This is a genomic window from Nitratireductor mangrovi (assembly GCF_007922615.2).
Lineage (GTDB): Bacteria > Pseudomonadota > Alphaproteobacteria > Rhizobiales > Rhizobiaceae > Mangrovimarina > Mangrovimarina mangrovi.
The window spans coordinates 4,338,827-4,364,569 of sequence record NZ_CP042301.2 but is presented as its reverse complement, the minus strand read 5'-3'; the positions used below and the strand labels follow the sequence as shown (position 1 = coordinate 4,364,569).

Sequence of the window (25,743 nt, the reverse complement as noted above, 5' to 3'; positions counted from 1 at the left end):
GGGGCAAACAGGAGGAAACATCATGCTCTTTGAAAAACGAAAGGCGCCGAAGCTAGCGGTGGTCGGCGCGGTCTTCGCCGCAACGATGGCAGTTGCGAGTCTAGCTGCAGCGCAAGAGACCGTGCACAAGATCGCGATCACTTTCCCACTGACCGGCATCGCCGCCTCGCAAGGTGAAGTCGCGTCGAAGGCGGTCAATCTTGCCGTCAAGGAGATCAACGAAAGTGGGATGCTAGGCGAAGGCGCCCGGATGGAGCCGTTTTTTTTCGATTCGCAGGCAAAGCCGGATGTGGGCGTTCGCGCGTTGCAGCAAGCGATTTCGATCGAGGACGTGCCCTATGCTTTGACGGGCTACAGCGGCGTATCTCTCGCTCAGGCGCCGGTTGCCGAAAGGAACGAGCGGCTACTGGTCAATGTCGGGGGAGCCTCGCCAGCACTGTCTGACTTGTCACCGTGGTTTTTCAACGCCATTCCGCTGACGCATCTCCAGGCACCGGTGCTTGCGCGCTACCTCGCTGAGGAGCTCGGCGAGGAGAAGGTCGCTCTGATCTACCGCGACGACGACCTTGGCCGGGGTATTCAGCAAGTGCTTGCTCCAGCCATGGAAGCCTTCGGCGGTGACGTGGTGGCCGAGGAGTCGTTCCTGCCTGGTGCCCACGATTTCCGCCTTCAGCTGTCGCGAATTCGCGCTGCAAATCCTGATGTCGTCTATATCGGCGGTGTCGCGACCGAAGTGGGCGCCATCATCGCGCAGGGTACGAGCCTGGGGCTTACGCCTCGGTGGGCGAGCTACGGCGCGTACAATCATAAGTCGACTATCGAATTGGGCGGCGAAGCCGCCAATGGCGGCGTTTACACAAACCCGTCGAATTTTGGACCGGACCTAGAGCCTTTTCCGGCCTACCAGAAAATGAGGGAGGCATGGGAGGCAGAATACGGCTCGACCGATGATCTCGATTACGTCGCTTCGCAATTCTACATGGGCACACGCCTCTATGCAGAGTTGATCAAGCGTCTGAAGGAAGCGGGTCAGGACGTGACTCCAGCCAACATGCGCGACTTGATGGATGATGCCGTGTTTGAGGATACGGTGACTGGCGGAATGTCGTTTGACGAGGAGCGTAACGCCATCACGTCTATTGCCATCTACCATCTCAAAGATGGCAAGTTCGCGCCGATAACCGTCTACACGGCAGGTCAGGTGCGCGAAATCAACGAGGTGATGCACAACAACTGATTTGTGAGTTGCGGGTCGCCGCCCATGCGGCGGCGGCCGCGCACTCGCACATGCTTTTTTGCCCTGTCACCCAGCGGAGCCACGAATGGATCTCGCCCTGCAGCTAATGGTGGTCGGCCTGTCACAAGCCGCGATATATTCAATGGTGGCGACCGGTTTTGGCCTTGTGCTTGCGGTATCCCATATCTTTCATTTCGCTCACGCTGCGGTTTTCGCTCTTGCGGGCTTTCTCGCCTATGCGTTGATCATGCAAGTGGGAATGCCGTTCTGGCTGGGATTTGTGATAACGGTCGCCCTGACCGTTGCAGCCGGACTCCTGATACAGTTCTTCATCTACACGCCATTGAAGCGACGGAACGCCGGCACTTTCGCGCTCGTGCTCGCCTCGATCGGCATCCAGTTTGCGATCGAAAACCTCATCGCACTTGGATGGGGTACCGGCGGGCGATATCTTGAAAATCCGTTCGGCGGGGTTTTCTACGAGATCGGGGCAGTGGTCATATCGCTGACCGACATCATTACACTTGCCGTTGCGATCGGTGGTTTCGGCGCAACAATGCTCTTTCTTAAGGCAACCCGGATCGGCCGCGCCATGATGGCCTACGCGGACAACCCAACAATGGCTGAGGTCGTCGGCATCAATCCCACGCTTGTGAGCGCAATCGCCATCACCATCGCCTCGCTGCTTGTAGTCCCTGGCGCAATCGCGACAGGCTGGTATTCAAGCCTCGTGCCAACGATGGGCCTAACGCCGCTGCTTTACGCTGTCGCAGCGGTTGTGGTGGGCGGTATAGGAAGCACTGTCGGCGCCTTCCTCGGCGCGTTCATGCTCGGCCTGCTCGCTGCGATGATCAGCCTGCAACTGCCCGCATTCTGGTCGGACACGATTGCATTTCTCATCATGATGGTTGTGGTGGTGTGGCGGCCTAGCGGACTCCTCGGCAATGCCAGCGCCGCAAGAGCCGCCAGATGACCGAATTCTCCTTGACCCTGCAGGCCATGTACACAGCGGACGGTGGCTGACGATGGACTATCTGTTTCTAGTGCTCACGCTCATCTGCGTTTACGCGCTACTGGCTACGTCGTTGAACCTTATCAAGGGCTATGGAGGGCTCTTCTCTGTAGCCCACGCGGTCTTCTTCGGGATCGGCGCCTACGCGTTCACGATTGCACGCATTGAGTATGGCGTACCGTTTCCACTCGCTCTCGTCATTGCTTTTGCCATGGCTGCCGCCGCAAGCCTTGTGCTGTCAATCCCATCGCTGCGAGTGTCCGGAGAATATCTTCTCCTCGCCACATTCGCGGTCCAGATTCTCGGCACGTCGCTGTTCCTCAATCTCGATATCACTGGGGGACCCGCTGGCATACGCGATATCCCGCATGCGGACCTTTTCGGCTACGTGTTTCAGACGAACGGCCAAGTGTTCATTATTACACTGGCCGTTTCGGCTCTATGCTGGTGCATGATGTACGAGACGGCACGATCCCCGTTCGGCCGGGTCATGAAAGCCATCCGCGAAGACGAGATTGGAATAGCGGCGCTCGGCAAAGACACGCTCTGGTTCAAGATAGCGGTCTTCTTCATCGGATGTGGATTTGCCGGTGTGGCGGGCGGGCTGTTCGCCACCGTAATCACTTTCATCAATCCCGACAGCTTTGTCATCTACGTCTCATTCACAGTCGTAATAATGGTGTTGCTCGGCGGGCTTGCAAATCCGTTCGGGGGGATTGCCGGGGCGGCGGTTCTGATCACGCTGGAGGAAACGCTCCGCGTCATCATGCCGACAGCGGTCGGAGCGCACCTCGCCATGGTGCTGTTCGGTCTGATACTCGTTGGCGTCATCATGCGTAGGCCGCAAGGCCTGCTACCGGAACACGCAACGAGCAATCTCGTAGCCGACGGTCGGGGACTCGAAGGGCGGGGGCAGCGCCAGGCGATAAAGCTGAAAAATGTCGACCCACAAGCGTCCGCCGCACTCATACACGGGCCGTTGCTGAGGATCGAAAACGTAACCAAGTCATATGGCGGGCTTGTTGCGGTCCGCGGTACGAATATCTCGGTAGACGCCGGTGACATCATCGGCATTGTCGGCCCCAACGGCGCGGGCAAGACGACGCTGTTCGACCTCATAGGCGGCAACATCAGGCCGGATACTGGTACGATAGTCTATCGCGGACAAGACTTCTCGAAGCATAAACCCTACCGGATCGCGCAAGCCGGAATTGGACGTCTCTTTCAGCATGTGCGCCCCTTCAGCAACATGACCGCGCTCGACAACGTGCTCGTATCGTTTCCGCGATCACTGCGCGAAAGCCCTTGGTTCGCCTGGCTACCCATAGACCGATCAGGCGAGGCGGAGCGCCGCGACAAGGCACTGGAACTCCTGCAGTATATGGGCCTAGAGGGCCATGCGAACGAAAAGGTCGGCGAGCTGAGTTTCGGCCAGCAGAAGCTGGTCGGTTTCGCAAGGCTGTTGGCGCAGGGCGCTTCCGTCTGGCTGCTCGATGAGCCCGCCGCAGGCATCGACCCGCAGATGCGCCAAGATATCCGCCGCACGATCCTTCGCGTGCGCCAGGATCTCGGGGTCACCATGCTGATCGTCGAACACAATATGGATTTTCTCGAAGGGCTGGTCGATCGTGTGGTTTTCATGGCCGAGGGCACTGTCGTGAAAGTTGCCAGCTTCGACGACATTATGGCGGACAGGGAACTAAACCGCCTGTACCTCGGAGTATGACTGATGAGCGCGCAAAGCGGACAGGCACCAATTCTCGGGGTAAGAAACCTCGCAGGCGGCTACGCCAACAATCGTATTTTGCATGACGTTAATTTCGCTGTAGCTCCGGGGGAGATCGTACTATTCGTAGGGCACAACGGAGCGGGCAAATCAACGATACTGCGTGCCATCACCGGGCTGCTTCCGTGGTGCGAGGGCAAGGTATCGGTGGACGGCGAGCCGATAGGTACTCCGAACGTTCGGCGCAACGTGGAGACCGGCCTAAGCATCGTACTGCAGCACCACGGTTTTTTTCCGAATTTCTCGGTGACAAACAATCTCCGCCTCGGTGGCTATCTGCTGGATTCGGCGTCGCTCGTTGACGAGAGAATGGCACGTATACTGGAGTTCTTTCCGCGACTGGCTGAACGACGCGATTCGGCTGCGAGACTGCTGAGCGGCGGAGAACAGAAAATGCTGTCGATGGGAATTGCCCTGATGCTTGAACCCCGCGTGCTGCTCGTGGACGAGCCGTCGGCCGGCCTCGCGCCCAGTCTCGCGACGCAGGTGCTGGACCAACTAAAGACGCTCCGCGACAGCTGGAACACAACAATTTTACTCGTTGAGCAGAATGTGAATGCAGGAGTTCGCATCGCCGACAGGGTGCTGGTGGTAAGGCTCGGAACCATTAGCCAGACCTACGATGCAAGCACATTGCGGTCTGGCGAGGAAACGCTTCAATTGCTCTAGGGTTGCGGCAGCATGTCACGCCAAATTACGATTTGTGAGTGTGCGGCCCGGGACGGTCTGCAGCACGAGGTGGCGTTTGTCGCCACGGACGCGAAAGTGTCCTTGATCGACAGCTTTACGGAACTTGGCTTTCGCCGCATCGAAGCGACGTCGTTCTCACATCCCAAACATGTCCCCCAATTTGCCGACGCCGAGGACGTACTGAAGCGCATCATCCGGCGCGCCGGCGTTTCGTACAAGGCGACCTGTGTGAACGACCGCGCCGTGGAGCGCGCGATTCAGGCAGTCGTCGACGGCGCCGGACCGTCCGAAATCAGCATGGTCGTGTCGGCAAGCGAAGCGCATCAAGTGAGAAACACCCGCCGTACCCACGCTGAAGTTCGAAGCGGATTTGAGCGTATGGTCGAAGCCGCGCAAGAGAGTGGGCTGCGGATCGTCGGTACGATCGGCACAGCGTTCGGCTGTCCGTTTAGCGGTGAGGTACCGCTGGCAGAGGTGGAACATTGGACCGCCTTCTTCTCCGACATGGGCATCGACATGATCACCCTAGGCGACACGACTGGAATGGCGGATCCTGAATTCGTACGCGAGCGGTTTGGAGCGCTACTGAACCGTTTCCCGGATATCGTGTGGGTCGGACATTTTCACGACACGCGCGGCACCGGACTGGCGAACGCGCTTGCGGCGGTGGAAGCCGGCGTAGACTATCTCGATTCTTCGTTTGGGGGGCTGGGCGGACACCCCGCTGCGATCAAGTATGCGGAAGGCCATACGGGAAATGTGGTGACAGAGGATCTGGTCGCAGTCCTGCAGCAGATGGGCTACGACACGGGAATTGACATGGACCGCCTGATTGAGACGGCAGAGGGCGTTGAAAAGACGCTCGGCCGCGAATTGCACGGTCGAGTCACGAGATCAGGGCTCGTCACTCGCCGGATTGACTAGCCTCGACGACAGGCCGGCGTTACAAGTCCGCGCAGGACGGTACGCGCCTCCGGATCATCGCGACTATTTTCTTTCGCCGGCCGACCGTTCGGCAAACACCAAGATTTGCCTGTGTGTCTCGCGGGCGCGATCACCGTTTCTCGTTCTAGATATGTGATCGGCCTCGACGCCGACACTGCTCCATAGTCGTGTCTTGTAATCCGCAAACTCCGACGTGATCCACAGCGTGCCATGCGAATGATTACTCGTTCAATCATATTGCGCCGGAGTTGGACTTCACGCGCGAGGCATACGCGACGCCTCGGCCAGCGGCAGGGCATTTGCGTCCAAACGGAATTCACAAAGCGGCTCCAGCCGGTGCGTAGTGATTTGGACAAGGCACTGCGTCACTATTCTGTTATCCTCACGCTCCTCTATTGTGGTTAGAATCCAACCTTATCGCCGCCTTTCAGCCCTAGGACTTTGCGCGCCTCTGCGGGCGTGGCGATTTCCAACCCGAGTTCCTCAATGATCCGCCTTATCTTGGTTACTTGTTCGGCGTTTGACCGGGCGAGTTGGCCGCGTCCGATGTAGAGAGAGTCCTCAAGTCCCACCCGTACATTTCCCCCCAGCAATGCCGTCATCGTCAAGAATCCCATCTGGGCCTTCCCGATGCCGAAAGAAGACAGTCGGTAGTCCGACCCGAAGAGCCGGTCTGCCGTCTGCTTGAAGAACATTAGGTTGTCGAGTTCGGCGCCCATCCCCCCGGCGATGCCGAATACCCCCTGAATGAAGAATGGGGGCTCGACCAGGCCGCGGTCGACAAACTGCTTCAGGTTGTAGAGATGGCCCAGATCGTAGCATTCGAACTCGAAGCGGGTGCCATAGGCTTGGCCGACCTCCACCATAATGCGCTCGATCATGTCGAAACTGTTGGGATAGATCGTACTCCATGAGTTCTCCACGTAGGACTTTTCCCAGTCGAACTTCCAATCCGTGTACTTGTGCGCGAGTTGGGCGACAGAGAAGTTCATGGAGCCCATATTGAGGCTAGTGACTTCAGGCTTCGCGCGGTGGGCTGGCGCCAGGCGTTCGTCCAGCGTCATGCCGAGCCCGCCGCCCGTCGTCAGGTTCAGCACGGCATCGGTCGATTGCTTGATGCGGGGCAGGAACTGCATAAACAGTTCCGGATCCTGTCTCGGTCTCCCGGTCTCGGGATCGCGCGCGTGCAGATGGATAATTGCGGCGCCCGCCTCTGCTGCCTCGATTGCCGACGCGGCGATCTCCTGCGGCGTGATCGGTAGATGCGACGACATGGTTGGCGTGTGGATGCCGCCGGTTATCGCAGCGGTGATGATAACTTTTTCCGTCATGAAATCGACTCCTTGCCGCTGGTATTAAAGCTCATTCTTCAGGGACATGAGGCGCATGAGCGCCCGGTCGCGCCAGCGCATCCGCTCGCCGACCGCCGCGCGGGGGGTATCCCTCCGCCTCCTGTCTTCGATCGTCTGCAAAGTATCGTTTTGCCAAGCGTCCGCGACGTGCAGGTCGCGCCCCATTGCTTGGTAGAGGTGACCGTAACGGGTGGCGTAGTCGAGGAATCCGTCGGGGGCGTTCAGGTCCATGGTCTCGAATGGTCCCATCAGGCTCCAGCGGAGCCCAAGGCTGTGTTTCATCACCGCGTCCACGTCCGCGGGATCCATCACGCCTCTTGCGACAAGCGCGACGGCTTCGTTCACCACCGCCGTCTGCAGTCGGTTCATGACAAACCCTTCAATCTCCTGGCGCACCACGACCGGCACCTGGCCGATTGATGCAAGCAGTCGGCAGGTCTCGCCTACAAAAGCATCGGCGTGCCACGGCGAGGGTGCGACCTCCACCACCGGCATGAGGTGTGGCGGATTTGCCGGATGGGCCACTATGCATCGGTCGCGCCCGCGGATCCCGGATAGGAACCGACTCCCGATGATCGTGCTGGAGGAGCTTGCGACCGGCACTCCTTGCGGCGCCTGTTTATCGAGAAGCTCGAACACGTCACGCTTCGCATCTACGTTCTCCGGGACGTTTTCTTGGACGTAGTCAGCGCCGTCCACGGCTTCCGAAAGTGTATCTGCGACGACTACTCGTGCGGCCGCAGCGGCCGGATCGGCGACAAGTCCAACTGCCGCCATATCGTCAAGTGCCGTCTTGATCGAGGAGAGAGCCGAGGCGGCGACGGCAGGCACGTGGTCCCATATGCTGACGTCCCAGCCCGCCCGGGCAAATGCTGTTGCCCAGCCGCGACCAATCAGACCCGTACCGATGATGCCCGCACGCATGATCCCGCGCCCTTTCTGTTATCGCAGTTAAGCTCGAAATCCGCCGGCCGTCAATCTGATATCGCAGTATTGACGTGGTCTTCCTGTGGCTGAACTCCGCGTCGGCGAAGGTTTGCCAGGCTGAGTTCGCGGTTTCCCATGATGCCGCTCGGTCGCAACATGAGGACGGCGAGCATAATGATCGCCAGCGCGACCTCGCGGAGGCCCGGCATTGCCGGAACAGTCAGCCCGGCGAGGGTGAACCCGCCGGCAACGGTGCGGAGCATTTCGCCGAGGAAGGCAATGACAATCGCACCGACCACCGCGCCCGAAAGGCTGTTCTGGCCGCCGATGACGAGCATTGCCAGTGTGAGAAAGGTTAATTCCAAATAGAACTGGCTGACGGAGAGTATGCCGATTGCATGTCCTTGCAGGACGCCGCTTGCCCCCACGACGGCCGCCGAAAGGATGAAAGCGGCGAGCCGCAGCCGACGAACTGCGATGCCCGAGGCGAGCGCGGCCACCTCGTCTTCGCGCGAGGCCCGAAGCATCAAGCCCGCCCGCGAACCGGCAAAGACGCTAGCCACCAGGAGCGAGGCAAGAACCACGGCCGTGGCGACTGGCAGGTTGACCAAAAGAGGCAACCCGATCAGCGAGGCCGTTCCCTTGGTCAGGCCGGTCGCGTGCGACATGGTGGTGTTTACGATAGCGAGGAACGCCAGAGTCGCGATGCTCGCGCCGATGCCCGCCAGCCGAACCACGGCGACGCCAAAGATGGCAGCCACGAAGGCAGCGAGCAGCATCCCCGTCGCCATCCCACCCCAGAACCCCAAGTCGGTCGAAAGCACGAAGGCAGGGAGGTCGGGCAAAAACACCTTCTTGGTCATCACGGGGATCGTAAACCAGGCCGCGGCGTAGGCCGCGATCCCCGCGAAGGCCGCATGTCCGAACGAAAGGATGCCGGTGTTCGAGACGAAGATTGAGAGACCGATCACGAACGCCAACTTGATCATCATGTCGATCGCGAAGCGCGCGCTCGCTGCGGACCCGAGATATCCGGGTAGCGTCGCCAGCAGGATCAGCCCTGCGAGCAGGAGGTATGTCTGCGCCCGCGATCGCATCAGACGCGCTCGCGGGCGGACGCGGGTCGGAAGAGGCCCTGCGGCCTCAAGACGAGGACGAAGATGACCGCCAGGTACACGAACGCCTCGCGGAAGGGACGCAGGTCAGACGGCAGCAGCACTTGCAAGAATACCGTGACCATGCCAACAGCCAGGCCACCGAGAACCGCGCCGGGGAGGCTGCCCATGCCGCCGACCACGGTCGCCACAAAGCCGATAAGGGCGAGGTGAAGCCCGAGGCGAGGTTCGACGACGCCCGTTTGGGCGACGTAAAGCACCGCCGCTGATGAGGCCAAGATGCCGCTCAGCCCGAAGGCCACCGCTATGACCCGGTTGGCGCGTATGCCCAGCAGCCGCGCCATCTGGAAGTCCGCGGCGGCCGCTCGCATCTCGATGCCGATTCGCGTTTTGCGCAGGAAGGCGCCCGTGGCAAGGAGCAGCAGGATAGTCACGCCGATCGTGACGACCTGGATCATGGGGACGCGCACGTCGCCGATCAGCAGCGGCCTGGAAAGCGAAGGCAGGATGTTCAATCCCATCGGGCGAGCTCCGAAGACTAGGACCAGAGTGTTCTGTAGCAGGTAGCTGAGCGCGAAACTGGTGATCAAAAGCGTCGAGGGATTGGCCCCCCGGACGGGGCGGAACGCCAGCCGCTCCGACAACAGCGCCAACAGAAGCGCGCCGCCCGCCGCGAGAAAGAGAGCTACGGGAAAACCCAGCCCGATCGCCAGCACGAGAATGTAGACTGTCACGGTGATAAACTCGGCATGGGCGAAGTTGATTAGCCGCATGATGCCGAAGATAAGGCCTATGCCGAGCGCCGTCAGAGCGTAGATTGAGCCAATGCTCATGGCGTCAATCAGGGCCTGGATGACCCAGCTCATCAGGCGTGCCCTTCGCCGGAAAGGTAAGCGTTTTCCAACCGCGCGTCTCCGAGCAGATCGGCGGCCCTTCCCTCCAGACGCACCGCACCCCCGGAGAGCACCATCACGCGATCGGCCACGAAACCTATCCGAACTGGATTCTGCTCGACCAGCAGGATGCTAAGACCAGTAGCGCGCAATTCCCGAAGGACGTCATAAACGCGATCGACCAGAAGCGGTGCAAGTCCGAGTGACGGCTCGTCGAGGATCAGGAGGCGGGGGCGCGAGAGCAACGCGCGAGCGATGGCGAGCTGCTGCTGCTCGCCGCCGGAGAGCCGGGTTGCCAAGCCGTTGCGGCGCTCGGCGAGGATCGGAAACATGGCGTGGATCTCTGCCAACGCCTTGCTTCGCGCCGCACGGTCTCCGAGCCTCCGCGACATCCCCAAAAGCAGGTTCTCGTGGACGGTCAATCCGTCGAAGATGCGGCGACCCTCAGGCACCAGCGCAATACCCATCAGGGCGACATCCTCTGTCCGGAGGCCGTCGATTGGCCGCTGGTCGAGCCGCACGGTCCCTGCGGCTGCGGGCAGCGCACCGGCGATGGCGAGCGTAAGCGTGGTCTTGCCAGCGCCGTTCGGCCCCACGACCGCGAGCGTCTCCCCTTCTTCGAGCGAAAGTGACACGTCCCGCAGCGCCGGGACCGGACCGTAGCTTACCCAGACTCGGTCGAGCTCAAGCAGCGCCATGTGGCACCCCGCCGAGATAGGCCGCCCGGACGCTCGGATCGGCGCGCACCGCAGCCGGCGTCCCGCTCGCGATGACGCGGCCCACGTCCAGGGCGACCAGCCGCTGACAGACAGACATGACGAGATCCATGTTGTGCTCGACCAGCAGCAGCCCGATTCCCCTGCCCTCGACAAGCTCCTCGAGTGCGACGCCCAGCTGTTCGGCCTCCTGCGGCGACATTCCCGCGGCAGGCTCGTCGAGGAGCAGAAAAGCCGGTTCCAGGGCTAGCGCGCGGGCGATCGCCAGTTTCCTCTGATCAGAATAGCTCAGGGTCGCGGCCTTCCTGTCGAAGTCACCTGTTAGCCCGACTGCAACGACGAGCTCCTCTATGGCAAATGCCGGACTCCCCACGACTGCGGCCACCGCGGCCACGTTCTCGGCGATGGTGAGTTCCCCGAACAGCCGCACGCCCTGGAATGTTCGAACCACGCCCGCCCGCGCGACCGAGTGAGGGGGAAGTTTCAGCAAAGCCCGGTCGCCCAGAAAAACGTCGCCGGCCGTCGGCCGCTGGAAGCCCGACATTACGTTTATGAGCGTGCTCTTCCCGGCACCGTTGGCCCCGATCAGGCCGACGATTTCGCCGGGCCTGATCTCAAGGGAGACGTCGTGGAGTGCCAGCACGCCGCCGAATCGTACACCGATATTATGGGCACGAAGCGTGATCACCTTCGCCGTCCGGTTCTCGTCAATACCCCTTTCGCCTCAGAATGTGATCTCGGGGGTCTTTTCGGCGTCGAAAACGCCTAGCGAGGCCGCTTTCCCACCATCGATTTTGATAATCGTCATGGGCCGGCTGTTGTTGATGTGCAGGTCGCTAGTGAAAAATGTCTTCCCGACCAGCAAATCCTCGCCGGCGAAAGCGTCGAGTTTTGCGCGAACGGCATCCGCTTCGAAAGAGCCTGCGCTTTCAACCGCCCGCGCCCAGGCTTCGATCACCCCATAGCCGGTGAGCGCGTGTCCCGTTACCGGCGGCTCTCCGTACGCCTTCGTGAATTTCGCCACAAAATCGTTGACACGGGAACTGGGGTCGTCGCCGTGAATACTCCCGTAGCTGAGGTTGTAGAATTCGCTCAAGTCCGGAACCGCCTCCAACCAGTATGTTCCGTCCATCGACTCGCCTGTAATCATGGGCAGGTCGATGCCAGCAGCGCGGATCTGGCGCACGTAGGAAGCGCCGTTGATCGCTCCGCAGAACATAATCACGTCCGACTTCGCCTCAGCGTCCTTCATACGACTGACCTGCGCGGGGATGACGGTGTCGTTGCCGGCATTGTATTCGTCATACCCGGTAACGCCCTCGCCGCCGGCAAGTTCGCGCCAGCGCTTCTCAAAGTTGGAACACAGCGACTTGTTGTATTCGACCTGGAGGTCGTTAAGGATGTAGACGTTCCGCTTGCCGAGCGTGTTCCAGGCGAACTCTGCCAAGATGGCGCCCTGGTGGTTCGTGGCCGTGGCCATGGTATAGGCATTCGGGCCTATGCCCTGCACGCCGAACTTGGCGTCGGCGGCGCAGGACGAGAAGGCGATCTTGTTCTGCGACTGGGCGACGAGGGCGGCGGGTGCACCGAAATCGAAGTCGCAGGTGACCATTACGAGTTCGGCATTCTTGGATAAGACGTCCGTGGCCGCCGTTGCGCCCTGTGCAGGATCGGACGCGGTATCGGCTGATACCTCTATAATCTTGCGCCCGAGGAGCCCGCCCTTCGCATTGATATCTTCAATTGCGAGCTTGGCGGCCTTGTAAGGCCCGTCGTCATAAGGCGCGACAAAGCCGGACAGTGCAATCGCGAAGCCGACCGTCACGTCTTCCTGGGCGGCGGCGGTAAGCGGCGTCGTCGCGACAAGTGCAGTCAGAAAGAAGCGCGTTCCCGTTTTCATGTAATGGTTCCTCCTTCACCAGTTGCAGTCGTGCTCATGCCGCCGCGCGAAGCCGCGCGGTTGCTTCAGGTTCAATCGAACCGTCCATGCCCAGCGCCACGCCATAGACGGCGCGCGCACGTTCGGCTGTGATCCGCCCCAACCGCACATCGCGGGCGACCTTCTCCGCCGGCCGTGACTTCGGGTCTCCGTAGCCGCCGCCGCCAGCAGAAATGGACAGGACGAGTTGACCGTCCGCCACGTCAACTTGCGCGCAGGACGGCAAGGGTTCGCGACTCCCGTCCTCCTTGATCAGATATTGGTTGGCCGGGCCGCCTCTCCCGCCGCCACGCGTGCCCAGCGCGGCGTTGACGACCCCGTCGCTGACGTAGCCGACAGAGATGTCGCAACCGACAGGGCCGAATTCGACCGCAATCGACGGCGCCCCGACATGCTCGCCGGCGCCCTCCGTGTCCGGCAGCAGCCGGCGTGACGCGACATAGAGCGGCTGGCGCAACTCGTCGAGTTCGATCGAATCCAGGTTACACATGCCCGCGTTACCGACGTGGCCAATGGTCAACCAGGCGTCTGCGTCGGGGCTGCCTGCGCCGCCGGTCATTCCCAGGAACACCTGGTTTATGAAAGGTTTGCCGTCGCGTGGGTGGATGCCCGAAATCACCGCGACCGAAGGCGGGATGACGGCGCCGCATTCGGCCATTCCCTTGCTCTCCGCGATCTCCGCGATGGCGCATTGGACCGGGTTTGCGACACGGTCTGCCACGTTGGTGGTAGCCACCGAGCAGGAGGTCGGATGGCGGGGCACCCCGACGACGCAATTCTCCCTGAGCTTCAGGTCGATGCGTCGGAAACTGCCGGCGTTCTTCGGCACGGAATGATCGATTGAATTGAAGATGCCAACCATGGCGGCTGTGCGCGTGCAGGCCTCCGAAAGGTTGAGGCCGCAAGGAAGGCAATCCATGTTCTCGGTGAGATCGACGGAGATTCGCGCGGCTTCGGCGTCGACCACGACATGTACCGTGACCGGGATGCCGTCGTCCGGCGTGCCGGGGAACGGATCGTGCCTGCTTACACGGCTCGCGCGACCACTGGGCAGGGCGCGCAGCGCGTCGATCATGCGCTTTTCGGAATAGTCGAGCCATTCCCGGCTGAAAGCCTCGAGCGCGTCCCATCCGACTTCAGCCGCCATTGCCCTAATTTCCTGTTCTCCGATCCTCGCAGCCCCAAGCGCCGCCAGGAAATCTCCCCACCACTGATCCGGGACGCGGATACGCATGCGGCACATGCGAACAAAATCCTGGTTGGTCCGATAGTTCTCCTGCACCCGCACCGACGGGAAGATAAGCGCGCCTTCCTCGTAAACGTCGCGTGCCGCACCGTGATAGGTAGTGGGAATTGAGTTGCCGATGTCGGCCTGATGAGCCTTCGCCAGCACCGTGAACCGGTGTCGTCCCGCGTCGTCGACGATCGGCACCAGAATCGTGTGATCGGCCGCGTGGCTGCAGCCGTGGTAAGGCGAATTGTTGATGAAAGCGTCGCCCGCTTTGAGATCGGGGCAGTATTCCTTCATGAACTTAGCCATGATGTCTGGTCCGGAGAGCACGTGGATGGGCAGGCCCTCGTTGGCGACCAGAAGCTGCGCGTCGGCAGTCACGATGCAACAGGAAAAGTCGCGCGCGATATTGAGCACACCCGAACGTCCGGTCCTGAGCAGCGTGTTCGCCATCTTGCGGGCAACGCCTTCAAAGCGATTGTTCAACAGTGCGAGTGTCACGAGATCCATGGCCGTTTCCTCACTGCTGGCCGACGTCAATGACTAGACTGCCGGACGGTCGCCTCTCGGCGCTCGCGCCCGGGTCTACGATGACCGTGGTGTAGTCGTTCTCCACGATGGCCGGACCGTTGATCCGTTCCCCCGCCTTCAATGTCTCGAAGCGATAAACGGTGGTCTCCGCCCACCCGACGCCCGCAAACCAGGCGTTGCGGACCCACTTTTCCTTGATGCCGGCGGGCGAAGCGAGACGCAGGTCCTTCCTTTCGGATAGCCGGCACGTCACCGACGCCGTCCAGCCGACCACCTCGATGAGGGACCCTTCGTCACGGAACGAGAAAAGCATTTCGTGCGTACGGTGGAAATCCTCGACGAACTCCAACAGCGCGTCGGCGTCGGCGATCGCGCCGTCGCGCAGTGGTACCTCGATCTCCCAGACTTCGGTCGCGTAACGCGCGTCGGCCTTGAACGAAATCGTGGTCTCCATTGCGCCGGCCCCCGGTCCGGCGGCAAATGCCTTCGCCCTTCGCGCCAGCGCGGCCAGCGTGGCGTTCACCGCCTCGTGGTCGAAACTGTCGGAATGAGCAACCTGCGCGGCATGGTACTCCGCCTTCAGTTCCGACATCAGCGCACCGGCGGCAGAAAGCGCTGGACCGGTTTCCGGGATTATCAGCGTCCGGCAGCCGAGGCGCCGTGCGATCCGGACGGAGTTAAGGCCGGCCGCGCCGCCGCCGCCGATGAGTACTGCCTCGCGCGGGTCGATGCCCTGCTTGACGGTGATGTCCAGAATGGCCTGCACCATGTTCTCGGTCGCGATGGTCAGGACCGCATCAGCTGCCTCGGCGACCGGGAGTTGCCCGGGCCTTGCAACGTCCCGCTCGACAGCCTGGCGCGCCGCCTCCGCGTCGAGCGTCATCGCGCCGCCAAGGAAATATGCTGGATCAATGTGACCGAGAGCAACGGCGGCATCGGTCACCGTGGCATGTGTGCCGCCGCGGCCGTAGGATGCGGGACCTGGGACCGCACCGGCGCTCGCGGGGCCGACCCGCAGCAGGCCGCCGCCGTCAATCGAGGCGATCGATCCGCCGCCTGCTCCCACGCTTTTGACGTCCACCCAAGGGAATCCGAGCATGATCCCGCGATATCGCGGTCCGATCCATGTCTCGCGTGTGGTCGGGATGTTACCCTTGCGCACGATCGACACATCGTAAGTTGTGCCGCCGGTATCCGCTATGATCGTGTCCGCGGCCGAACTGTCGATCGCTGCATAGTAGCGACCGGCGATAGGTGCCATCGACGGGCCAGAGTTCACGATATGGATCGGCGCCTGCGCAGCGTCCGCGGCATCGATGACGCCTGCCTGAGAAGTGACGATGAGCACTCGGCCGCGGAAGCCGGCGTCGCGCAGCCGCCGCTCCAGATCACTCATATAGCGTGCGATCATCGGCTTGAGCGATGCATCAACCGCAGCGGACGATGCCCGCCGAAACTCGCGGATGGCCGGGTTGAGCCTGTGTGACAGCGTAAAGGGGATGCCGGGAAGGTGTTTTTCGAGAAGCTCGCCGATCCTAAGTTCGTGCGCGGGATTGACGATCGACCATAGGAGGCATACGGCGACCGCCTCCACCGACTTTTCTTTCAGCTGTTCGATCTGCGACAGCACTGCCTGTTCGTCCAGTCCATGACGGACAGAACCATCGGCCATCACCCGCTCGGGAACCTCAAAGGTCAGACTGCGGGGAATATAAGGTTCGGGGAACTCATGCGTGAAATTGAACGTTTCTGCGCGACCGCCTTCCCGCAGAACCAGAATGTCGCCATGTCCCAACGTCGTGAGCAGGGCGGTGCGGGCCGTCCTGCCCGTGATAATGGCATTGATGGCATGTGTCGTGCCGTGCAGCAGTGTGCTACCGCCGGCAAGGAAGTCTGGGAGTGACCGGCCAGCGGCGTCCGCTGCCACGGTAAGCGCATCGAGCATCCCGGCGACTGGATCGTGTGGCGTCGTAGCTGCCTTGTAGAGTCGGCAGATGCCGCTGTCGTCCTCGACGACGAGGTCCGTGAACGTGCCTCCCGTATCAACCGCAAATCGCATGTCGCCCCCGTTGCCCGATGCCTCGTCAGTCTTACCCGCCAAGCGCCGCCCAACGCGGAGCGCGCCGGGACACCGCCTCGACCAGCGCGTCGCATTCCGCGTCCCCTATCGGCAGGCTTAACGCCATCAGCCCTCGGCGGGCGATGTAGAACCCGTCTTCAAGCAGATCGAAGAAGAAGAGATCGCGCATTCGCTGGTCGGCCGCAGCAAGGTCGGCCGGCTGCCTCGGCTCGGTTTCCACCGGGTGGATGTTCATGAGCGAGCCTATCCCCGAGACGACTATGCCGGCCCCGGCCTCGGACATCACGGCGTTGATCCGCCGCCGCAGCAAATCGCCGCGCTCATTGAGCTCGCGGGCGGCGGCGGGCGTAAAGCGCCCCGTAAGTCCGGCGAGGCCTGCGGCCATGGTGAGGGCGTTGTTGTTGAACGTGCCGGCATGCGGCAGGGAGCCGGCCTTCGAAGGGTCGAAATGGGACATTACGTCGGCTCGGCCACCAAAGGCACCGAAAGACATGCCCCCGCCTATGTACTTGCCGAGAGTGGTGAGATCCGGTCTTATCTCCAATTCCGACTGCAATCCGCCTGGGCTCAACCTGGACGTCATCACTTCGTCAAAGACGAGGAGTGCACCTGCGGCCTTGGTCTCCTCGCTTAACATCCGCAGAAAGGCGGGATCGCCTGGAATGCAGCCGCCGGCGCCCATCATTGGTTCGACGATCACGCAAGCGAGGTCGGTACCCGTATCGCGAATAGCCTCCCGGGTCGCTTCGATCTCGTTGAAACGGGAGAACACGTAGTCGTGCGGCAAGTTGACAGGAACCTCGGAGGCGGGAAACGTCAACGTGCCACCATGATAGGCTCCTTCGAACACCATCACCTTGCCGCGCCCGGTTGCGTGTTTGGCGAGCGCGAGCGCAAGCATGTTCGCCTCGGTGCCAGAATTCGTGAAGCGCAGCAGCTCCATCGACGGGTACCGCTCCTTGATCGCCTCCGCGAACGCTGCTTCCTGCCGCCCATGGCTTCCGAGGTTTATGCCGTTGGCGACCGCCTTGCCGATGGCCTCCGCGATCAATGGATCGGAATGGCCGTAGAGACCCGCGGTGAACTCGCCGAGGAAATCGACATAGGTATGGCCATCCGCATCCTCCAGGCGACAGCCGGAGCCTGAGACCATCACCAGCGGGAACGGGTCGTAATAAAGTACCGTGCGCGTGTTGCCGCCGGGCATCACTTGCCGAGCGCGTTCGTGAAGAGCTTGGCTCTCCGGATTGGCCGCGCTATAGGCATTGGCTGCGCTGGCGAGCACGGCTGGCAAAGCGTTGTGACCCTGCATCGTCATTGCGCCAACCCCCTACTCGCGACCATCCACCGGGCGTGATCCATCTTCATTCTTCCCACTCGACGTTCCCGTCGACGCCGATCATCTGCCCCGAGATGCGGACGCCGGCGGCCGAAGCAAGGAAGACGATCATCGCGGCGATATCGTCCGGTTCCACCATCGTGCGTAGCGAGACGTAGCGAAGAAGCTGCTTTTCGTAGTCGATACGGTCGATCCCGAGTGCGGACGCCTTGGCGTCGATCACGCGATTGATGCGGTCACCACGAATGGCTCCAGGAAGGATGGCATTGACCCTGATACCGTGCGGTCCCAGTTCACGCGCGAGGTTCTTCGTCATGCTCAATACCGCGCCCTTGGTCACCACGTATGGCAGCCTCATGGGAAGACCGACCCGGGCACTTCCGGAGGAAATGTTGAGGATGAGGCCGCTACGTCGCAGCTTCATGCCGGGTATTACGGCGCGGGCGAAAAGGAAGTGGCTCGTCAGGTTGACTCGGATCGATTCGTTCCAGTCCTGGAGCGTGATGTCCTCGGCATTTGCGGTCGGCCCGGCAATGCCGACATTGTTGACGAGGAGATCCACGCGACCGCCTGCGCCGCGAACAATATGCTCTATAGCGCTTTCATCTCCTGCGTCGGCGTGGATGGCGTGGATTGTGGGATTGCGCGACGTCAGAGCGGTCAGACCTTTCGCATCCACATCGCATGCGAAAACCTGCGCGCCTGCCCGGGCGAGCGTGTCGGCGATGACCGAACCCGCACCGCCGCCGGCGGCCGTTACCACCGCAATCTGGTCCTGGAGCAGCGATTCAGCCACTTGTTCGACGCTTTCCCGTCCCGTATCAATCTGATATAGCAAAAACAGAAAAGCAGCTTGATGTCAAATTGCTATCGCAGAAAGATAGTTGTCGATCTGTCGGGGGGTGATAGGCATCATGCTTCCTGAAGAGGAGGCTCAGCGTGCGATTGCTTGGTATCGACAATGCATCGTATCGCTGTATAGCCGGCCAAGCAGGTCGGTGGAGGTGCGATGTCGGAAGTCAACAGGCGGCCCGGTCCCGGTCGGCAGCAGTCACAGGCGCCTGAACTTGACGCGATCAACGTCGAGCTTGCCGAAACAGTCGAGAGACAGGTCTATCGCAGCATCCGCCAGGCCATGATGAGCGGCCGCGTTGCCCCCGGCACATCGCTAACCAGCCGTTCACTCGCGCAAGTGCTCAAGGTCAGTGCTCAACCGGTGCGCGACGCATTAAAACGTCTTGAAGCGGATGGCGTGCTGGAGGGACGTCCGCAGAGCGGCTTCTTACTTCGTCACGTCTCGCAACAGGAATATCGTGAGATTATCGAGATCCGCCAGCGCCTAGAAGGACTAGCCGGGCGCGTCGCGCTCAGCAGCATGAACATCGATACGATCGGCAAGCTCGAGCGGATCAACGTACGAATGTCACGCCTCGATTCCGCCAAGGAAGCGCTCGCAGAGAACTACCGCTTCCACTTCACTATCTATCGCATGGCGGACAGGCCGACACTCCTGGCTCTCATCGAGAACCTCTGGGTCCGCATGGGCCCTGCCCTTCATCATCATCCCTACAAGATCAACAGTGCAGATACGATGGAGCGACACGACGAAATCATCACCGCCCTCAAAAACCGCGATCCTGACGCAGTGGAATCAGCGATAGCGGAGGACCTAGGTGCTGCTGCCAATCTCGTGGTACCTCGTCTGCCTAAATGATAGGAACCCTGAGTACAACAAGCGGCATATACTCAGAAGTGCCGAGCAATCAGCTCCTCATTTTAGGAAAGGGGCGGCACCGCAAGGTGGGATGTCTGACAAGACCGAGGCCTCGGCGTACACTGAAGGCTCGATTCCAAGCAGTAATTGCTAAACAACGTCAGGCTAGTTCGAGAAGCGGTGGCAGCGATCCGATTCCAGGGCTTGAGAATAGGCTATCGTCCCCGGTTCATGGGCATCGGTCTCAGTCCGACGACCTGAGGAGACCGGAGAGAATTCGCGCACGAAGCAGGTAGAGAAGGTTAGACGCCAAGCGCGTTCCCTCCGCCACCTGACCTTTGCGAAAGCGTTCTCCCGATCCGGCTGCGGCCGGATTTTCTCGTTGTTTTCGAGGGTTATGCGGGTGGAGCTGAGCACCGGCCCCGGCACCAAGAGGCCCGGAAGCGTTCTCTCGGGGCCGATATTCTCCGGACCTGATGACTACGCTGATTTGGTAAATTTCCTGTACGCCGTTGTTTTGATGAGGGAAAATCCCGCTAAAGAAACTGTTTGGTTTGGAGTCGCGTCTGCACCTGCCGCGACCGGGCTCGGAAGTCAGGCCAAGGCTCGTTCCAACCGCTGCTTCTGACGCTCCCAATCGGGCATCACCTTCTCGAGGAGCTCGTGGAAGGCTGCCCCGTGATGGGGCTCAGCCACGTGGCAGATTATCTCGCGGCTCGCGCCTCGGCGATGCCTGCGAGCGGGCCTTGCAACTGGGTTTACGGCGCCGCCGAGGGACAAGGGCCAGGACTTCCGCGGTCAGTCGCTGCGCATTTTCGCCATCGGCCATGCGCTCGACAATCTGGTAGTCGCCTGACTGTGCGGCGCGGGCCTCGACCTCTATACCGCGAGGGCAACCGCCCAGATGGCGGCCAGTTTGGCTTCTCCGTCGTGGGCGGACGGTTCCGCGGCCATGTCGACCGCGTCACCACGGCCGGGGTTGAAGGCTTCGGTCGAGCCGCTCACAAGGACACGGTCGAGTTCCGCCACGAACTGGTGCCCCTTGATGTCGATCTTCCGCAGCGGATGTCGGATCGCGGCGTTCGGATCCTGCAGGCGATGTTTGCCGCCGGTGATCAATTGGGCGCCGCGCACTGGGATGTGGGTTTCCTCGCTCGCGAACCGAGCAAGCGAACAAATCATTGACGGTTCTGTTAGAGAGCAGCTTCGAATGCCTCCGCTGTACTAGCCGGAATTGGCATGCAAGCAGGAAAGTTTTTTTTGGCACCGGTGGGGTAATTCTGGACCTGCGCGCAGCGACCGTTTCGGCAATGTGCCTGCGGCGTCGACCCGTCCAACGAGGGCAATTTCTCAGCAGCAGGTGCTTGACAGGCATTTCAAATCGTTTCTTACTAAGGAACTAAGTGAAAGTCCTTGGGAGGGGATGTCCGGTGAGCCTATTCGGCCAGAAGGAACTGCGTCAGCTTGGGCATAGCATCCGCCGTGCTCGGGAGCAGGGGGGGATGAGCCAGTCTCAGTTGGCAGAAAAGTCGGCTCTTTCCACGCGCGCCGTGCGTGAACTCGAAGCTGGCCGTACGAACCCCAGCCTTGCAACCATGGTTGCGATCGTCGATGCGCTCTCGCTTTCGCTCGACGAGTTGATCCGCAACGCACAGGCGGGTCAGGCCACAGTGGACCTGACGCCGGCAGCCGATATCTCTCCTGGCGTCACCGGTCTCACGCACACGCTTGCTGAGCCGCGACTCAGCGCAACGATGCTTGATATCGACGCTTCCAGATCGGTGGTCCTGCCGGAGGGACCGATCTTTGCCCATGTGCTGAGCGGCCAGGCGCAAGTTTTGCTCGACGAGGAGCGCATGGTGCTGCGCCACGGCGACAGTCTTCATGCCCGATCGGGCGTTCTCAAAGACCTAAAGGCCCAGGGTGGCCGCGCGCGAATACTTGCGGTCGAGGCTCTCGGGTTGAACCAGTGAGCCAAGGCTGTGGATGGCTCCGGCGCATCACAGTGAAGGGGAATAGGCCAGCATGAACCAAACCACCTATCTCGTGGCGACCGATGTCGGCGGTACCTGTACCGACACGATCGTGGTGTCCTCGGCAGGCGAGATTCACATTGGAAAAGCGCTCTCGACGCCGCCCGATTTCGCGACCGGCGTGTTGAACTCGATTCGCACGGCGACCGATGCAATGCATCTGAGCCTCAATCACATCCTCGAGAACACGACGCTTTTCATTCACGGCTCGACGGTGGTGGACAACACCGTCTTCACGCGGGAAGGGACGCGCACCGGGCTGATCGCCACCGCCGGGTTCGAGGACACGCTGCTGGTGACGCGAGGGGCCTACGGACGCTGGTCGGGCCTCACCGAGGAGGGGATCAAGAACCCCGTCAAGACGAGCAGGGCGCCCGCCCTGCTAGGCTGGGACGCGATCGTGGGCGTGAAGGAGCGCGTCGATTGCGACGGAGACATCATCGAGGCGCTCGATGTCGAAGGCGCCAGGAAAGCGATCCGGCATCTGGTCGAGGACCAGAAGGTCGAGGCGATTGCGGTTGCGCTGCTTTGGTCGTTCTTCAATCCGCAGCACGAACGGACCATCCGCGAGTTGGTGAACGAGGTCGCGCCCGGAACCTATGTCACGCTGTCGAGCGACATCGCCCCGGTGCCTGGGGAGTATGAGCGTACGTCGACAACCGTCATCAATGCCTATGCAGGCCGCGTGACGCGTGATTACCTCAATGATTTGGAAAGCCTTCTGGCAAAGAACGGCTATGGCGGCCAGACCATGGTCATGCAGGGCTATGGTGGGCTACTGCCGATCGACGAGGCTGCCGTGCGCGCCGTCGGCATGATCGAATGCGGACCGGCGGCGGGCGTCATCGGCGCCAAGTTCCTCGGCGACATGATAGGCGACGAAGACATCATCGCCGCGGACATGGGCGGCACCACCTTCAAGGTCGGCGTCATCCAGAACGGCGAACTCGATTATGCCCGCGAGCCGATGGTCGACCGCTTCCACTACGTCGCCCCGAAGATCGACGTTGTTTCAATTGGTGCCGGTGGAGGAAGCATCATTGGACTCGACCCGAAGACGCGCCTGCCGTCCGTCGGGCCGCAGTCGGCGGGTTCGCGGCCCGGTCCTATCTGCTATGGGCTCGGCGGGACGGAGCCGACGCTGACCGACGTCATGATGCTGATCGGCTACATGGAATCGGGCCACTTTCTGCGCGGCAGCATGGCGCTCGACGCGGACTCCACGCGGCGCATCTTCAAGAAGAAGATCGCAGACCCGCTGAGTGTCTCTGTCGAAGAGGCGGCGATCGGAATCTATCGTATCGCGTCGGCACAGATCACCGACCTTATCCGCAAGATCACCGTGGAACGCGGCCTCGATCCGCGAGATTTCGTGCTCCACTCGTTCGGCGGCACCTGCGGCATGTTGGCCTCGGCGTTCGGGGAGGAACTGTCGGTGAGGCGGATCGTCATCCCTTACACCGCCTCTGTCAACTGTGCCTTCGGACTTGTGACGGCCGATGTTCGCCACGAATACTCTGTAACAAGGACCTTGCCGGCGGAGGTCGAGCCCGAAGAAATCAACGCCATCTTCGCTCCGATCGCGGAGCGCGCCGCCCGGCAGCTCGCCTCTGAAGGCTTTTCGAGGGAAGCGATCTCGATGAACTGGTCAGTCGACTTCCGGTACCGCCGGCAGGTGCACGAAGTTACGACGCCGGTGCGCTCGTGTACCCCGCTCGACGCGGCCGGCCTCAAGTCCCTGATCGCCGACTTCGAAAGCCTCTATGAGCGCAAGTTCGGCCGAGGCTCTGCCTACCGCGAGGCAGGCATCGAGATGACTATGTTCCGCCTGACGGCACGCGGAAGGCTGAACCGTCCGCAACTGCCTCGCATCGCCGAGGGAGGGGCCGATGCCAGCCGCGCCAAGATCGGCACGCGCCGCATCTTCGTGGAGCGGCAGGGCGACCTTGCCGAGGGGGCGATCTATGATTTCGAACGGCTGGAGCCGGGCAACAGGCTGAGCGGTCCGGCCGTGATCCACACCCCGATTACCACCATCGCCGTCCAGGAGAGGCAGACCGCCCGAATGGACGGATACAAGAACATCGTGCTGGAAATGGAGCGCTGACAGATGGACCCGATGACGTTTTCCATCATCCGCCATCGGCTGTTCCGCATCGTCGATGAAGCGGTCATCACGCTGAAGCATGTGTCGGGAAGCGCGATCACCAATGAAGGCCACGACCTCATGGTGTCGCTCTACGGCGCGGACGGATCGCTGCTCATGGGCGGCGTCGGCTTCCTGCACCACCTGACCAGCGCGGCCGAAGCGTGCAAGGCGATCATACGGCGCTTTGGCGACCGCATCCGTGAAGGCGACGTCTTCCTGCTCAACGATCCTTATACGGCGGCGCTCCACACGTCCGACATCTACCTGGTCGCGCCGATCCACTTCGACGGGAAGCTGGTCGCCTGGAGCGCCTGCTTCGTCCATGTCTACGACATCGGCGCCATGAATCCGGGCGGCTTCAGCCCGCAATCGACCGACATCTTCACCGAGGGATTCTCTTCGCCTGGCATGAAGATCGTCGATCAGGGCGAAATGGTGCAGGACGTGGTCGACACGCTCCTCAACATGGTGCGTTCGCCGGAAATGGTGATGCTCGACCTGCGCTCCATGATCGCCTGCAACAACGTGGCGCGCGAGCGGATGCAGGCGCTTATCGCGAGATACGGGGCCGACACAGTGGAGGAGGCCGGGGCGGCGCTCATCCGCCAGTCCGAGGAGCTTTTCCGCTCCCGCCTGTTGGAGCTGCCGGACGGCTCATGGCAGTCGCGCCAGTATCTCGATGTCCAGGGCGAGACCGCAGCGGTCCGCCTGACCATGACCAAGAAGGCTGACCGTCTGATTTTCGACTTCTCCGGCTCGAGCAAGCAGAGCCGGCACTCCATCAACTGCACGCGCTGGGCGGCACTGGGCGGGCTGTTCGCGCCGCTGTTTCCGCTGCTGTGCTACGACATCACCTGGAACGAAGGAATCATACGGCTGGTGGAGATGATCGCGCCCGAGGGCACGATCGTGAACTGCACGCGGCCCGCGCCGGTTTCCGTGGCGACGGTCGGCGCGATTCAGTCGGTGAACAATGCGGCCTGCTCGACCATCGGCAAGATGTTGGCGTCCAGCGACAGGTATCGCGACCAGGCGACGGCCGTCTGGCATGCCAACCACTTCGCGATCTTCAAGTTCGGGCGCAACCAGAAAGGCGGCCAGTCGATCGGCATCCTCACCGAGACATTCGCCGGCGCCGGCGGCGCGAGTTCGTTCGCCGACGGGGTCGAGATCGGCGGCGAGGTACCCAATCCGATCTCGCGCATGGCCAATGTCGAAACGGTCGAGGCGAGCTTCCCTGTCCGCTACCTGTTCCGCAAGCGCATGCCGGATTCCGGAGGGCCCGGCCGCTGGCGCGGCGGCACCGGCGGCGAATTGGCGATCGTGCCGCACAAGGCTCCCGACGGCGGTCTCCACTACGTGATCTCCGGCAAGGGCGACCGTCACCCGATGAGCGACGGGCTGGCGGGCGGCTATCCCGGCGCACCCAACAGCTACAGGTGGGCCAAGAGCGGTGAGGAGAAGGCGGCCGGCGACGACGTGCGGCTGCCGGGCGCATCGCATGCCGTGTCATGGGGCGTCTTCCCGCTGATGGGCGAAGATGCGCTCTACGTGCGCTGGAACGGCGGCGGCGGTTATGGCGACCCGCTCGACCGCGAACCGGAGCGCGTGCTGGCGGACGTTGCCGAATCGCTGGTCAGCGTGGAAGCGGCACGGACGGCCTACGGGGTCGTCCTCTCCGACGACAATGAAGTCGATCTCGCCGCCACGACCGCGCTTCGCGGCAAGATGAAGGCTGATCGTATCGCCAAGGAGGCCATGTTATGAACAAAGTCAGATCCTGGTCCCCGACGCTGGTGAGCATGGCCGGCAGCAAAGGCCGTGTGGTGGCCTGCCGCGCATGCTCGACGCCGATCTGCGCAACTGAGGCCGTGTGGAAGGAGCATGCTGTCCTGCAGGAAATGCCGCTGCGTCAGGCCGGCGGGTCTGCCTTCGGCAGCGCCGGAGAGGACGTTGTGCTGCGGAGGTTCTTCTGCGCTTCGTGCGGCGCTTCGCTAGACAGCGAAGTGGCGCTGCGGGGCGAGCCCTTCCTGTTCGACCGGCTGTCGGAGTAG

At 61.7% G+C, this 25,743-nt stretch carries 23 protein-coding genes; 10 read left to right on the top strand and 13 right to left on the bottom strand.

Annotation, left to right across the window (positions count from 1 at the left end; genetic code table 11):
• Positions 1–22: 22 nt before the first annotated feature.
• The 5 genes from FQ775_RS21400 to FQ775_RS21380 all read left to right on the top strand — a co-directional run bounded on the left by FQ775_RS21400 (position 23) and on the right by FQ775_RS21380 (position 5,649).
• The gene (locus FQ775_RS21400) at positions 23–1,237 is read left to right on the top strand and encodes an ABC transporter substrate-binding protein (protein ID WP_146299967.1); all 1,215 of its coding nucleotides are present in this window, start codon (positions 23–25) and stop codon (positions 1,235–1,237) included.
• A gap of 85 nt (positions 1,238–1,322) precedes the next feature.
• The gene (locus FQ775_RS21395; RefSeq protein WP_146299966.1) at positions 1,323–2,210 is read left to right on the top strand and encodes a branched-chain amino acid ABC transporter permease; all 888 of its coding nucleotides are present in this window, start codon (positions 1,323–1,325) and stop codon (positions 2,208–2,210) included.
• Positions 2,211–2,262: 52 nt separating this feature from the next.
• Positions 2,263–3,975: a branched-chain amino acid ABC transporter ATP-binding protein/permease gene (locus FQ775_RS21390; protein WP_167813101.1), complete on the top strand. Its 1,713-nt coding sequence runs from the start codon at positions 2,263–2,265 to the stop codon at positions 3,973–3,975.
• Between the two features lie 3 nt (positions 3,976–3,978).
• On the top strand, positions 3,979–4,704 hold the full coding sequence (locus FQ775_RS21385; protein ID WP_146299964.1) for an ABC transporter ATP-binding protein: 726 nt from the start codon (positions 3,979–3,981) through the stop codon (positions 4,702–4,704).
• Between the two features lie 12 nt (positions 4,705–4,716).
• A complete protein-coding gene (locus FQ775_RS21380; RefSeq protein WP_146299963.1) occupies positions 4,717–5,649 on the top strand; it encodes a hydroxymethylglutaryl-CoA lyase in 933 nt (310 codons plus the stop codon).
• 422 nt (positions 5,650–6,071) lie between these two features.
• Here FQ775_RS21380 and kce read toward each other — a convergent pair whose 3' ends face one another.
• The 11 genes from kce to FQ775_RS21325 are packed head-to-tail and all read right to left on the bottom strand — an operon-like array spanning position 6,072 to position 18,589.
• Positions 6,072–7,001 (bottom strand): 3,5-dioxohexanoate:acetyl-CoA acetone transferase, encoded by a 930-nt coding sequence (kce, locus tag FQ775_RS21375; protein ID WP_146299962.1) that lies wholly within the window; start codon positions 6,999–7,001, stop codon positions 6,072–6,074.
• Positions 7,002–7,025: 24 nt separating this feature from the next.
• Positions 7,026–7,946, bottom strand: a complete 921-nt coding sequence (locus tag FQ775_RS21370) for a 3-hydroxyacyl-CoA dehydrogenase (protein WP_146299961.1) — start codon at positions 7,944–7,946, stop codon at positions 7,026–7,028.
• 50 nt (positions 7,947–7,996) lie between these two features.
• Positions 7,997–9,046: a branched-chain amino acid ABC transporter permease gene (locus tag FQ775_RS21365; RefSeq protein WP_146299960.1), complete on the bottom strand. Its 1,050-nt coding sequence runs from the start codon at positions 9,044–9,046 to the stop codon at positions 7,997–7,999.
• Complete coding sequence (locus FQ775_RS21360) at positions 9,046–9,930, bottom strand: branched-chain amino acid ABC transporter permease (protein ID WP_146299959.1); 885 nt, start codon at positions 9,928–9,930, stop codon at positions 9,046–9,048. The genes FQ775_RS21365 and FQ775_RS21360 overlap by 1 nt, the downstream gene beginning before the upstream one ends.
• On the bottom strand, positions 9,930–10,655 hold the full coding sequence (locus FQ775_RS21355; protein ID WP_146299958.1) for an ABC transporter ATP-binding protein: 726 nt from the start codon (positions 10,653–10,655) through the stop codon (positions 9,930–9,932). Before FQ775_RS21355 ends, FQ775_RS21360 begins: the two co-directional genes overlap by 1 nt.
• Complete coding sequence (locus tag FQ775_RS21350) at positions 10,642–11,361, bottom strand: ABC transporter ATP-binding protein (protein WP_146299957.1); 720 nt, start codon at positions 11,359–11,361, stop codon at positions 10,642–10,644. Before FQ775_RS21350 ends, FQ775_RS21355 begins: the two co-directional genes overlap by 14 nt.
• A 36-nt stretch (positions 11,362–11,397) precedes the next feature.
• Positions 11,398–12,573, bottom strand: a complete 1,176-nt coding sequence (locus FQ775_RS21345; RefSeq protein ID WP_146299956.1) for an ABC transporter substrate-binding protein — start codon at positions 12,571–12,573, stop codon at positions 11,398–11,400.
• 34 nt (positions 12,574–12,607) lie between these two features.
• Positions 12,608–14,353 carry a hydantoinase B/oxoprolinase family protein gene (locus FQ775_RS21340; protein ID WP_146299955.1) on the bottom strand — a complete coding sequence of 582 codons (1,746 nt, stop codon included), beginning with the start codon at positions 14,351–14,353 and terminating at the stop codon, positions 12,608–12,610.
• Positions 14,354–14,363: 10 nt separating this feature from the next.
• The gene (locus tag FQ775_RS21335; RefSeq protein WP_146299954.1) at positions 14,364–16,433 is read right to left on the bottom strand and encodes a hydantoinase/oxoprolinase family protein; all 2,070 of its coding nucleotides are present in this window, start codon (positions 16,431–16,433) and stop codon (positions 14,364–14,366) included.
• A gap of 31 nt (positions 16,434–16,464) precedes the next feature.
• Positions 16,465–17,772: an aspartate aminotransferase family protein gene (locus tag FQ775_RS21330; RefSeq protein WP_206064793.1), complete on the bottom strand. Its 1,308-nt coding sequence runs from the start codon at positions 17,770–17,772 to the stop codon at positions 16,465–16,467.
• A gap of 46 nt (positions 17,773–17,818) precedes the next feature.
• Positions 17,819–18,589 (bottom strand): SDR family oxidoreductase, encoded by a 771-nt coding sequence (locus FQ775_RS21325; RefSeq protein ID WP_167813100.1) that lies wholly within the window; start codon positions 18,587–18,589, stop codon positions 17,819–17,821.
• A 213-nt stretch (positions 18,590–18,802) separates the two neighbouring features.
• On the opposite strand from FQ775_RS21325, the gene FQ775_RS21320 reads away from it, so the two are divergent.
• On the top strand, positions 18,803–19,507 hold the full coding sequence (locus FQ775_RS21320) for a GntR family transcriptional regulator (protein WP_146299952.1): 705 nt from the start codon (positions 18,803–18,805) through the stop codon (positions 19,505–19,507).
• Positions 19,508–20,101: 594 nt separating this feature from the next.
• Here the strand turns inward: FQ775_RS21320 and FQ775_RS24060 are convergent.
• Positions 20,102–20,203, bottom strand: a complete 102-nt coding sequence (locus FQ775_RS24060; RefSeq protein WP_246730208.1) for a YgjP-like metallopeptidase domain-containing protein — start codon at positions 20,201–20,203, stop codon at positions 20,102–20,104.
• 183 nt (positions 20,204–20,386) lie between these two features.
• Positions 20,387–20,641 carry a hypothetical protein gene (locus tag FQ775_RS21310; protein ID WP_167813099.1) on the bottom strand — a complete coding sequence of 85 codons (255 nt, stop codon included), beginning with the start codon at positions 20,639–20,641 and terminating at the stop codon, positions 20,387–20,389.
• A 269-nt stretch (positions 20,642–20,910) separates the two neighbouring features.
• Here FQ775_RS21310 and FQ775_RS21305 point away from each other — a divergent pair, with 269 nt between their 5' ends.
• The 4 genes from FQ775_RS21305 to FQ775_RS21290 are packed head-to-tail and all read left to right on the top strand — an operon-like array spanning position 20,911 to position 25,743.
• Positions 20,911–21,480, top strand: a complete 570-nt coding sequence (locus tag FQ775_RS21305) for a helix-turn-helix domain-containing protein (protein WP_349291489.1) — start codon at positions 20,911–20,913, stop codon at positions 21,478–21,480.
• Positions 21,481–21,532: 52 nt separating this feature from the next.
• Positions 21,533–23,647 (top strand): hydantoinase/oxoprolinase family protein, encoded by a 2,115-nt coding sequence (locus FQ775_RS21300; protein WP_146299950.1) that lies wholly within the window; start codon positions 21,533–21,535, stop codon positions 23,645–23,647.
• Positions 23,648–23,650: 3 nt separating this feature from the next.
• Positions 23,651–25,456 (top strand): hydantoinase B/oxoprolinase family protein, encoded by a 1,806-nt coding sequence (locus tag FQ775_RS21295; protein ID WP_146299949.1) that lies wholly within the window; start codon positions 23,651–23,653, stop codon positions 25,454–25,456.
• The gene (locus FQ775_RS21290; protein WP_146299948.1) at positions 25,453–25,743 is read left to right on the top strand and encodes an acetone carboxylase subunit gamma; all 291 of its coding nucleotides are present in this window, start codon (positions 25,453–25,455) and stop codon (positions 25,741–25,743) included. Before FQ775_RS21295 ends, FQ775_RS21290 begins: the two co-directional genes overlap by 4 nt.